This is a genomic window from Saccharomonospora saliphila YIM 90502 (assembly GCF_000383795.1).
Lineage (GTDB): Bacteria > Actinomycetota > Actinomycetes > Mycobacteriales > Pseudonocardiaceae > Saccharomonospora > Saccharomonospora saliphila.
The window spans coordinates 47,651-58,459 of the sequence record NZ_KB912698.1 but is presented as its reverse complement, the minus strand read 5'-3'; the positions used below and the strand labels follow the sequence as shown (position 1 = coordinate 58,459).

General features: G+C 69.1%; 9 protein-coding genes and 1 pseudogene. 7 read left to right on the top strand and 3 right to left on the bottom strand.

The window, feature by feature from the left end; all coding sequences use genetic code 11:
* The first annotated feature begins 8 nt into the window (after positions 1-8).
* Complete coding sequence (locus SACSA_RS23325) at positions 9-2,099, top strand: DEAD/DEAH box helicase family protein (protein WP_048876866.1); 2,091 nt, start codon at positions 9-11, stop codon at positions 2,097-2,099.
* A gap of 532 nt (positions 2,100-2,631) precedes the next feature.
* Here the strand turns inward: SACSA_RS23325 and SACSA_RS0115940 are convergent.
* Positions 2,632-3,387, bottom strand: coding sequence for a decaprenylphospho-beta-D-erythro-pentofuranosid-2-ulose 2-reductase (locus SACSA_RS0115940; protein WP_019818647.1), 756 nt, complete (start codon positions 3,385-3,387; stop codon positions 2,632-2,634).
* Positions 3,384-4,745, bottom strand: a complete 1,362-nt coding sequence (locus SACSA_RS0115935; RefSeq protein WP_019818646.1) for an FAD-binding oxidoreductase — start codon at positions 4,743-4,745, stop codon at positions 3,384-3,386. The genes SACSA_RS0115940 and SACSA_RS0115935 overlap by 4 nt, the downstream gene beginning before the upstream one ends.
* A gap of 73 nt (positions 4,746-4,818) precedes the next feature.
* Here SACSA_RS0115935 and SACSA_RS0115930 point away from each other — a divergent pair, with 73 nt between their 5' ends.
* A complete protein-coding gene (locus tag SACSA_RS0115930; RefSeq protein WP_019818645.1) occupies positions 4,819-5,262 on the top strand; it encodes a GtrA family protein in 444 nt (147 codons plus the stop codon).
* Between the two features lie 90 nt (positions 5,263-5,352).
* On the top strand, positions 5,353-7,299 hold the full coding sequence (locus tag SACSA_RS0115925; RefSeq protein ID WP_019818644.1) for a glycosyltransferase: 1,947 nt from the start codon (positions 5,353-5,355) through the stop codon (positions 7,297-7,299).
* Between the two features lie 91 nt (positions 7,300-7,390).
* On the opposite strand, the gene SACSA_RS0115920 is transcribed toward SACSA_RS0115925, so the two are convergent.
* Positions 7,391-7,633 (bottom strand): hypothetical protein, encoded by a 243-nt coding sequence (locus SACSA_RS0115920; protein WP_019818643.1) that lies wholly within the window; start codon positions 7,631-7,633, stop codon positions 7,391-7,393.
* Between the two features lie 172 nt (positions 7,634-7,805).
* Between SACSA_RS0115920 and SACSA_RS0115915 the strand changes: the two genes are divergently transcribed.
* From SACSA_RS0115915 to SACSA_RS26270, 4 genes and pseudogenes are all read left to right on the top strand, one after another.
* The gene (locus SACSA_RS0115915; RefSeq protein WP_019818642.1) at positions 7,806-8,591 is read left to right on the top strand and encodes an ESX secretion-associated protein EspG; all 786 of its coding nucleotides are present in this window, start codon (positions 7,806-7,808) and stop codon (positions 8,589-8,591) included.
* A 115-nt stretch (positions 8,592-8,706) separates the two neighbouring features.
* Positions 8,707-9,174 (top strand): hypothetical protein, encoded by a 468-nt coding sequence (locus tag SACSA_RS0115910; protein ID WP_019818641.1) that lies wholly within the window; start codon positions 8,707-8,709, stop codon positions 9,172-9,174.
* 1 nt (position 9,175) lies between these two features.
* Positions 9,176-9,742, top strand: coding sequence for a DUF3558 family protein (locus SACSA_RS24770; protein ID WP_083940276.1), 567 nt, complete (start codon positions 9,176-9,178; stop codon positions 9,740-9,742).
* A 21-nt stretch (positions 9,743-9,763) separates the two neighbouring features.
* Positions 9,764-10,809: pseudogene (locus SACSA_RS26270) on the top strand (hypothetical protein); the annotation flags it as partial.

The following is a 10,809-nucleotide window of genomic DNA, read 5'->3' as shown; positions in this document are numbered from 1 at the left end:
GCCGTGGCGTGCGGGCCGCCCTCGCCGGGCGCGACCCGGTCGCCTGGGGCGCGGGCGCGCTGAGCCTGCTGCTCGGGGTCGTGTTCGTCGTCGTCGACCTCGCTTACAACCAGGGCCACCTCATCGCCCCGATCGACGATGCCTACATCCACCTCCAGTACGGGACGCAGCTCGGCTCCGGCCACCCGTTCGAGTACAACACCGGTGATCCGATCTCCACCGGGGCGAGCAGCCTGCTGTACGCGTTCGTGCTCGGGGCCGCGCACGCCGTCGGCTTCGGCGGCCACTGGCTGCTGTGGTTCGCGGTGGTGTTCGGTGTCGTGTGCGTCGCGCTCGCGGCGGGCCTGACGGTACGGCTGGGCACGCTGCTCGTCGGCAGGGCCGTGGGCGCGTGGGCCGGGGTGCTCACGGCCGTCAGCGGCCCGCTTCTGTGGGGCGCGGTCAGTGGGATGGAGGTCGGGCTGACGGCGGCGCTGGTGGTCGGAGCCGTGCTCGCGTTCGTGCGGGAACGCGCGTCGGGCCGGTTCGTCGTCACCCCGCTCGTCGGCGTGGCGCTGGCTCTCGTGCGGCCCGAGGGCCTCGTCTTCGCCCTGATGCTGTGCGGCGCGATGGCGTGGACGCTGATCGCCGGGCGGAGGGCCCGCGGGCGCGCGGGCGAGCACACGGGCGGTCGGGCGCGGTGGGTGTCGCTGAGCATGCTCCCGCTGGCGGCAGGGGTGGCCCAGTACGTGTTCTACGCACTGGCCACCGGCACCGTGCGCGCCAACGGGGTGCAGTCGAAGTCGCACCTCTACGACCAGCCCGTGTTCTACCTGGGTGAGTTCGTCGACCGCACCGTCGCCAACGTGCGCGGGGTGCTCGACCGGTTCGGCGGGCTCAACGACACCGACTTCGCCTTCCCGGGCGCGCTCGTGCTGTGCGTCGCGGGGCTCGCGTACCTGTTCGCCACCCGGCCGCGGTGGCGTGTCCTGGTCACGGCCGTGGCGCTCGGGTTCGGTGCCGTCGTGGCCTCGGCGTCGACCCTGTCAACCGCGCTGATCCACGAGCTGCGCTACTTTCAGCCGTTCGTGCCGCTGTTCCTGCTGTTCGCGGTGTGCGGCGTGTACGGGGTGACCCGCCTGGTGCCCCGGCCCCGGCCGCGCCGGTACGCGCTGCACGCCGCGTTGCTCGTGGCGTTGCTGCTCACCACCGTCGCGACGCCGACCTGGGCGGTGCGGCTGGGCAGGCAGGCGGCCACCATCCGCGACACCGACGTGTCGGTGGCGGCGTGGATCGACCGGAACCTGCCGCGGGACGCGATCGTGGCGGTCAAGGACGTCGGCGCGATCGCCTACTTCGGGCACCGCAGGGTGATCGACACCGTCGGCCTGGCCACCAACGGCCTGGCCGAGGCGTCGAACAACGGCCCCGGGAGCCTCTACGAGGCGCTGCGCGGGCTGCCGCCGGAGCAGCGGCCGACCCACTTCGCGGTGTACGAACCGCCGCCGGGTGCCTCGATGCGCCCGTTCGCCGACGCGGGCCTGTTCGGCCAGCGGCCGTTGGAGGTATTCCCCGTGCGCGCCCCCGCGAGCCTCGACGGGCGCCGCATCGTGCCGTTCTCCGACATGCGCGTGCACCGGGCGGACTGGAGTCTCGCGGGCAGTGGCGAGCGCGCCCCGGTTCCGGGCGAGGTGCGCGACTACCTCAACACCGGCGACCTCGACAGCGAACAGCGGCACGACTACGCCGTGCGGATGCAGCAGGAAGGTCTCCAGCCGCACACCACACTCCGCAGGCACGACGACGTGATCGACAGCGGCCGGATCGTCGTGGGGGGCGAGTCGTTCACCGCGCACGACCTCGTGCCGGGCCGGGAAACCACCCTGGCCACGCGCGTGCTCGCGCCAGGGTCGAATCACGAGGTACGGGTGCGGGTCGACGGTCGTGACGCGGGCGTGTGGACGCTGCCCCCGGGCGCGGACCGCTGGTCCACCGCGCGATTCACCATCCCGGGCGATCTGGTGACCTCGGCGAACCCCACGATCGAACTGGAACCCGTCCGCCCCTTGCTGAGCCCCTACCCGGAGTACACCTCCTTCGGCTACTGGCTCCTCCAGTAACCCGCGAGTTGCCCCTCCCGGTCCGCGAGTTGCCCCTTCCGGTCCGCGAGGTGCCCCTCACGGTCCGCGAGGTGCCCCTCACCGGCCGACGAGTTGCCCGCTTCTCGGTCCGCGCGGCCCTGCGGCCCGCGAGTTGTTCCGGACAACCCGCGAGTTGTATCTCGCGCCCCGTTAGCTGCCTGTGCGGCGTGGCGAGTTGCCTCTGGGCCGGTGAAGCGTGTTGGAAACCCGCTAGCTGTGGTCGCGAGCCCCGCGAGCCCGGGCAGTCGGCTCGCGGAGCTCGACCGAGATCCTTCCGTGGTTGCCGCTCATCTCACTGGCCCGTACCGGCTGAAAGCCCGTTCACGAACTCATACGGCGGGCCGTGGAGCCTCGGCGTTCCCGGGCGTCGCACGACACCTCGCGCGGCCAGGGGAACCTCGCGATCCCGGGGCGCTGCAAGGGGCAACTCGCGGACATGAAAGGGCAACTCGCGGGCCGCGAGGGGCAACTCGCGGACGGGAAAGGGCAACTCGCGGGCCGCGAGGGGGCGTCAGATGGGGAGTTTGCGGAAGAGGGGGCGGGGGACGTGGCGGAGTGCGGACATGACGTAGCGGAACGTGCCCGGGGCCCAGACGAGGTCCTTGCCGTCGCGCACGGCGCGGACCGCGATGTCGGCCACCTGCTCGGCGGTCTGCTCCAGCGGTGCCTTGCCCATGCCCTCGGTCATCTTCGTACGCACCTGACCGGGCCGGACGACGGTGACCGTCACGCCGTGGGGCCGCAACGCCTCGCCGAGCCCGAGGTAGAACCCGTCGAACCCGGCCTTGGTCGAGCCGTAGACGAAGTTCGACCGCCGCACCCGCTCGCCCGCGACCGAGGACAGCGCGACGACCTTGCCGTGGCCCTGCGCGCGCAGCTTGCCCGCCAGTGCCACGCCTGCCGACACGGCGGCGGTGTAGTTCACGGTCGCCAGCTCCACCGCCGTGCCGTGGTCCTGCCACGCCCGCTCCGCGTCCCCGAGCAAACCGAACGCCACCACGGTGACGTCGATGTCCCCGGCGGCGAACGCCTTGTCCAGCACGGCCGGGTGCGACGCGGTGTCGCTCGCGTCGAAATCGAGGCAGGTCACGTCCGCACCGGCGGACCGCATGCGCTCGGCCGCGGCGTCGCGCCGCGACGAGGGGCGCGCGGCGAGCACGACGCGCAGCGGCCGCGCGGAGAGGTAACGCTCCGCGATCGCGAGCCCGATGTCCGAGGTGCCGCCGAGCAGCAGCAGCGACTGGGGGTTGCCCACGGCGTCGATCACAGTTCGAGCCTCCTGGCCATGTCGGAGAGGAAGATGCGGTCGGGGTCCACGGAGTCGCGGATCTTGCGCCACTCGTCGAGGCGCGGGTACATGCGGTGGAAGACCTCCGGCGAGGTGCGCGAATCCTTGGCCGTGTAAAGGCGGCCCCCGGCGGCCAGCACCTCGGCGTCGAGCTCGTCGCAGAACGCGCTCAACCCCTTCTTCACCGGGAAGTCGACGCTGAGCATCCACCCCGGCGACGGCCACGACAGCGGCGCGGGGTTGGCCTGGCCCATCCGCTTGATGACGTTGAGGAACGAGTAGTGCCCCGAGGTCGCGATCCGGCGGCACAGTGCCTTGAGAGTGTCTTCCGCGCCGAACGGCACGGAGAACTGGTACTGGAGGAAACCACGGGAACCGTAGGCGCGGTTCCACTCGCCCAGCATGTCGAGCGGGTGGTAGAACTGCGTCAGGTTCTGGACCTTGCCCCGCGCGCCACGCTCGGGCACCGTGCGCTGCCACAGGGCGTTGATCGCGCTGAACGTGAGCTTGTTGCCGAGCCCGTTGGGGAACACGTCGGGCAACGTCAGTAGCTGGGGCGCGTCGAACTTGAGCGGGTCGGCCTTCAGCTTGTCCGGCAGCGCCTCGACCGTGGCCAGGCTGCCTCGGGAGAACGTCGCCCGCCCCAGCCGGTCGCCCGAGGAGATCAGGTCGGGCACGGCCATGGAATAGTCGTAACCCTCGTCGGAGCCGTCGCGGAACAGGGCGAGCGTCTCGTCGAGGTCGGCCGTGCGGTCGGCGTCCACCACGAAGTAGGCGGTCTCGGTCTTCTTCATCCGGATGGTGGCCCGCACCACGATGCCGGTGAGCCCGATACCGGCCACGGTGGCCCAGAACAGATCGGATTCCGGCCCGTGCGGGGTGAGGGTGCGGACCTTACCATCGGCGGTGAGCAGGTCCATCGACTCGACGTGGTCGCCGAAACTGCCCGCGGTGTGATGGTTCTTGCCGTGGATGTCGTTGGCGATCGCACCGCCGATGGTCACCTGGCGGGTTCCCGGCAGCACCGGTACCCACAACCCGTACGGCAACGCGGCGCGCATGAGCGCGTCCAGGCTGACGCCCGCGTCGAGGTCAACCCTGCCGGTGTGCGGGTCGATCCAGTGGATCTCATCGAGCGCGGTCATGTCGATCACCAGGCCCCCGGCGTTCTGGGCCGGGTCTCCGTACGACCGGCCGAGGCCACGCGCGACGACTCCCCGCTCGCCCGCCCGCGTCACCGCCCGTGCGATGTCGTCGACCTCGCGGGTGCGCAGCACGTCCGCCGTGGTCGGCGCGGTGCGTCCCCACCCGGTCAGTGTCCGCCGTTCGGTACTCACCCTGACCAGAGTAGCCGGGACGACCGGCCTAGACTCGGCAGGGACGAGGCGACAGGCGGCGACGAGGTAGTGCATGGTGGCGACCGATTCGCGTGCGGACGAGGCGGTGGGACCGTCCTCGCCAGGCCTGCTCACCCAGGTGCTGCGTTTCCTGCTCATCGGCGGCTTCTGCGCGCTCGTCGACTCCGGTCTGTACTGGCTGTTGTTGCAGGCGGGCACGTGGGTGCACCTGGCGAAGGCCCTCAGTTTCATCGCGGGCACCACGGCGGCGTTCTTCCTTAACAGGCGCTTCACCTTCACTGGGGCACAAAAGGGCGGGGCGGGGCAGCTCGGTGGATTCGTGCTGCTCTATACCGTGACGTTCTTCGTCAATGTCGGGACCAACGCGCTCGCCCTGCACCTGCTGCCGGACGCGTCGTGGCGCGTGGCGCTGGCGTGGGTGCTGGCGCAGGGAACCGCCACCACCATCAACTTCATCATGCTCAAGTGGGTCGTGTTCCGGGAACGACGCCCGTGAACGGGCAGGCGCCGCCCCGGGCGACGAGGGGCTGTACCTTACCGGCACGACTCCCGCGTGAAGACTCTTCATTTGGAGGACTGAGGTCTCATGCCCGGTAAAGCAGCACCGGCCACCCCGCCGCAGCAGGCCGCGGACGGCTCGGCACCCGTCGCCGTGTCCGCTGGCGAGGAGCAGACCCTGTTCTCCGAGCACGCGTCCGCGGGCAGACTCCTCACCCAGCGCGGCCTCTACGCGGGACCGTCCGATGTGGTGAGCAAGGACCTCTACGCGGAGGTTCTTGAGGGGGTCGTGGCCCGCGAGCGCGACCGCATCACGCTGGAGCCCTCCGCGCGGATCTCCGGCAACACCTACTTCGGCCGGTTCCCCGCGAGCTACTGGCAGCGCTGGACCACGGCGTCCTCGGTGACGGTGGAGGCGACCGTGTCGGGGACGGGGCGGCTCGCGCTGCGCGCGTCCGACATGGAGGGTGAGCCCCGCACCGTCGCCGTTCGCACGCCGGGCGGCGAGGGCGAGCGGGTCCGCCTGGAGTCGCCACTGGACAAGTTCCTCGACGGCGGCGCGCTTTGGCTCGACCTGGAGACCGAGGCCGGGCAGCGGCTCACCGTCTCGGAGGTGCGCTGGACCGTGGACGCGCCCGAACGGATTCGCCCGACCGCGGTGACCATCTGCACGATGAACCGCGCCGACGACTGCCTGAGCAACCTGCGTGCCTTGGCCGACTCGCTGCCCGCGCTGGAGACGCTCGACGCGATCTACGTCGCCGACCAGGGCACCGACACGGTCGATTCACGCGAGGGGTTCGCCGAGGTCGCCGGGCGCCTCGGAGGCAAGCTGCACTACATCAAGCAGCCCAACCTCGGCGGTGCGGGCGGGTTCACGCGCGGGCTGTACGAGGTCGCCGGGCACACCGATACCGAGCACGCGAACGTGCTGTTCATGGACGACGACGTGCTGCTCGAGCCGGATCTGGTGATCCGGCTGACCGCGTTCTCCAACCGCGCGGCGAACCCCATGATCGTCGGTGGGCAGATGCTGAACCTGCTGCACCCGAACCAGCTCCACGTCGGCGCCGAGTACGCCAACCTGAACACGCTGGAGCCCGGGCAGCCCGTCGAGCACAGCCTGACCACGGCCGACCTGCTCGGCGTCGACGAGACCACCGGCAAGCCGAACAAGCAGGAGCGCAGGCTCGACGCCGGCTACAACGGCTGGTGGTCCTGCCTGATCCCGTACGAGGTCGTGAAGCGGATCGGCTACCCGCTGCCATTCTTCTTCCAATGGGACGACGCGGAGTACAGCTACCGCGCCCGGGCTCAGGGTTTCCCGACCGTCACTCTTCCCGGCGCCGGTGTCTGGCACGCGGACTTCCACTGGAAGGACTGGGACGAGTGGCACCGCTACTTCAACCTGCGCAACTCGATCATCACCGCGGCGCTGCACAGCCCGTTCGACCTCAACGTGCTCTCCCGGGTGCTGATGGCCCAGGTCGTGCGGTACCTGCTGGGGATGCAGTACGGCCTCACCGCGACGCTGATCAAGGCGGTCGAGGACTTCCTGGAGGGGCCCGAGATCCTGCACGACGGCGGGGTCGCGGCGATGAAGCGCATCCGTGAGATCCGCGCCCGGTATCCGGAGACCAAGCGGCACGACCCGACCGACGTGCCCGGCATCGAGTCCAACGACATCGGCATCATCAACTCGTCGCCGCGGCCCAGCCTTCAGCGTCTGGTGCTGCTCAAGCGCATCATCTACCGCCTGATGGGCAAGCACCGCTTCGGCCTCGGCGCGATCCCCAACGACGAGGCGCACTGGTGGCACGTCTCCCAGTTCGAGACCGCCGTGGTCACCGACGCCTCCCAGGAGGGCGTGCGTGTGCGCCGCTACGACCGGCAGCGCATGTTCGAACTGGCACGGCAGAGCCTCCTGGTGATCAACCGCCTGCGCAAGGAAGGGCGTGCGGTGCAGGCCCGGTACCGGCAGGCGATGCCCGAGCTGACCAGCCGGGAGAACTGGAAGCGCCTGTACGAGCTGTGAGCACCGGGCGGGGTCGTGCGGTGGTGAGGCCGCGCGGCCCCGGTGCGGTGTCCGTGCGGCACCCGTGCGGCTGGGCGGGCACCCGTGCGGTTCAGTGCAACCCGAACACCTTGCCCTGGCGTTGCAGGTCGTCGATGTAGGCGACGGCCACGTGCGCGAAGTTGACGGTGACGGCGAGCCCCTCGGTGGTGTGGATGGTGGTCACCGACCCGTGTTCGAGGTGCAGGTGCAGTCGCTTGGTGAACTCGGCGACATCCTCCTGCCGGAGCGGAAAGAGCAACGGCTCGGCGCCGTTGACCAGGTGTAGCACGAGCGTGGGTTTCTCTTCGGCCATGAAATCACCACAGCAGGCGCGGCCCGGCCGAGCAACACGGTTCGCTCACAGCGCACGGGTCCGCCCGCACGGCGGCCCGGAGCCACCCGTTCGGGCTATCGCCGGTGGTCAGGGGTGGTGACTGCTACCGTGCATCCCCGACATATCGAACGATACCGGGGGAGTTCGGGGCATGGTGCGGTCGTTTTCGTTGTCCTTGGCGGCTGTCGACATCCTGTTCGAGCACTGCGGACTGGGACGTGCGCCGTTTCCCTTCGAGGTGCCGCATCTGGGGGAGACGCACGACGCGCGGCGGCAGATCCGGGACGCGGTGTTCCGTGACCTCGAAGGTCGAGGGCTGGTGCGCGGCGGCAGGCTGGACGCCGACGTCGAGGCGGCGGTGACCACGTTCGCCCGTGGTGGCGTGGCGATCACGGCGGCGGCGATGCTCGAGGGCGAGGCCCGGCTGTTCGCGCGCTCGGCCGCGGAGGGGCAGGCGGCGGTCCTCGTGAAGCAGGAGGGCAATCTGCTGGTGTTCGAGCAGATCCGCCCGGAGGCTCTTGTCCCCGCGATCGTGGATCTCCTGCCTGCGACGCGGCCCGCGCCGGGCCAGTCGGTGACGGTGGCCAAGCCGGAGCGGCAACCGGAACCGCGAGGCCGGGCCGGAGAGGACTCCTACGATCCGTTCGCCGGAACGTCCGCCCCACGCGGGCGGTCCAACCCGCAGTTGCGCGCGGTGGAACGAATGTTCGAGAAGCCGAAGGTGCGGCTGGGGCAGTTCACGGCATTCGCCCGAGGAACCGAGGGCAAACAGCGTCACCTTGAGCCCGTGGCGTGGTTCGACACCGAGGACGGCCGCGTCTTCTGCACCAGCCGCGCCGCGGACGACGGCCAGAAGTGGCTCACCTACGCCCCGGCGGACAACGCCCGCATCATTCAGCACCTGATGGCCCAGGTCCGCACCACCCTGGGCGGCTGACCGGGCTCCGCACGTCCGGCCCCGGCAAAAGCCGAGTCGGTGTCGATTTGAACCAAGCCGTGCACTGCAGGTGACCGTTGGAGTTGCCGTAGCCCGAAGCGGAAGCGAGGTGCCAATGGCCATTACGTGGGATGACGAAGGCTCGGACGGTACGCCCGTGGGGCAGCATGCTGCGACCGCTGCGTCCGTGGCCGCGGCGACGAAAGCCTCGGTCGGCGATATGGCCTCGGACGCGAAGGCGATGCTGGACTCCGCGCGGTCGGGGGGATTCCGCGTCAGCGAGGACGCCGCTGAACCGCTCAGGACAACGCTACTGGCCATGCGGGACAGAATCAAAACCCTCGAGCATGACCTGATTTCGGTGGCCACGCTGCAACCCCCGCTGGGAGACCACGACTACGGCCAGCGAGTGGCGAGTCACCAGCGTCAGGCGCTTGCCGAGGGGCCGGGTTCCGCGGCAGAAGTACTCCGTCAGTTGAACGAAGCTATCAGCGATTCCGTCGTTGCCCTCGAAGCGGCGATGAAGAAGTACAAGGAAATTGAAGAAGGCACGATTCGAAATCTGAACTCTGGTCAGGAGTGACATGCCGCTTCCATGGAGGTTCGTCGGCGCGGTGGTTGTGCTGGCGTTGTCTGTCACAGCCTGTTCGAGCACGAAGCAGGGTGCGCCGGAAATGGCCGATTCGCATAGGCCTGTACCGGGTAGTGGGGAGCCGTCCCTCGGGCAGACCGGCTCGCCCGGAAACGTGCGGAAAGTAGACCCGTGTTCACTGCTGACGGCGGCTGAACTCGACGAGTTCGGTGATTTCGGGGACCCCACCGCACGGGTGGCGGGTCAGGGACGGTCATGTATGTGGCAAGAAGCGGCGGACTCGGCAGCCGGAAAATCATCTCTCGTTGATGTCATTGTCTTCGACAACGCCGGCACGGACGCTGTACCGGACCTGGGCAACGGACGTCGAAATGGGTCGATCGACTCGTCGGGGCGTGACGTGGTCCAGACTGCGAACGAAATCTCCTGTGTCGTGTCGCTCGCGGTCGGTGCGGACTCCCGTGTCGACGTCATCTTGTCCCACGCGGACGAGAAAACGCGTTGTGAGCACGCGGCCCGCTTGGCCGAGCAGGTCGATGAAAAACTTCCTCTAGGGTGAGAAGGAGCAAGGGGACGTCGTATGTCTAGACAGCTTGGCGCAGAGGAATTCCTGAGACAGTCCTCGGGTGAGATGCAAAGGTATCTCGACGAGGGTGGTGTACCACCAAAACTGTCCGACTCGCAATTGCGAGAGCTGCCGCCCCCGATGATGGATTCCTATATCATCGCGCGGGAACAGGCGGGCGAGACGGATATCGTGTCCAGGGTCGTGGCCATGGCGCGGGGTGGTATCCAAGCTCAGACGATCAACGCTGAGCGGCAGAGCGAACTCGAGTCGTTCGGGTTCGAGTACCGGGACGGCCCGCCAGCCTCCGACCACAACTATGCGGCGACCCCTCATCAAAAGATGAAGGACGATCTCGATGTTGTCCGGCTGGCCGACATCGAGATGTACTCCAACGCCTACCACGACATGCACAAGTTGCTGCGTGAGCTTTCTGACGAGCTCAGGGAGAGTGTCGGCAAATCCATGCAGGGTTGGGAGGGTGCCGCGGCTAATCAGGCTCACGGTTACTTCACTGGACTCGCGAAATGGGCGGACGGAAACTCGCGGAACGCCGAGATGGCGTCGCAGACCTTTTACAACGAGACACAGGCCGCCTCGACCGCGAAGAACAGTATGCCGGAGCCCATCCCCTTCAGTATGGAAGAGGAGATGAAGAAGTGGGGCGACGGCGGCCTCGACATCACGGGATTGATCAGCGAGACGATCGAGAAGCAGGAGCGCAGCCACCAGGCGCACGAAGAGGCCGCCCGGGTGATGACGCAGTACGACACCGAGCTGAACGACGCCGGAAGTAAGCAGCCGGTGTTCGCCGAACCGCCGTCGTTCAGCGGCGCGGACAGCGGAGGTGCCGAGCGTGCGGGGTCGGGCGTGATCTCCATCCCCGATTCCGGTACGAGCGCCTCCGGGTTCAGCGGGGGCTCGGTGCCGAGCGGGTCCGCGCCCGGTATGGCCGGGACCGTGCCGGTGGCCGGTGGCGGCCCGGTGAACCCGGGTGGACCGTCGCCTCTGCCGAGCGGTCCGGACACCGGCGTCGCTCCCGTGCCGGGCGGCACGCGTCC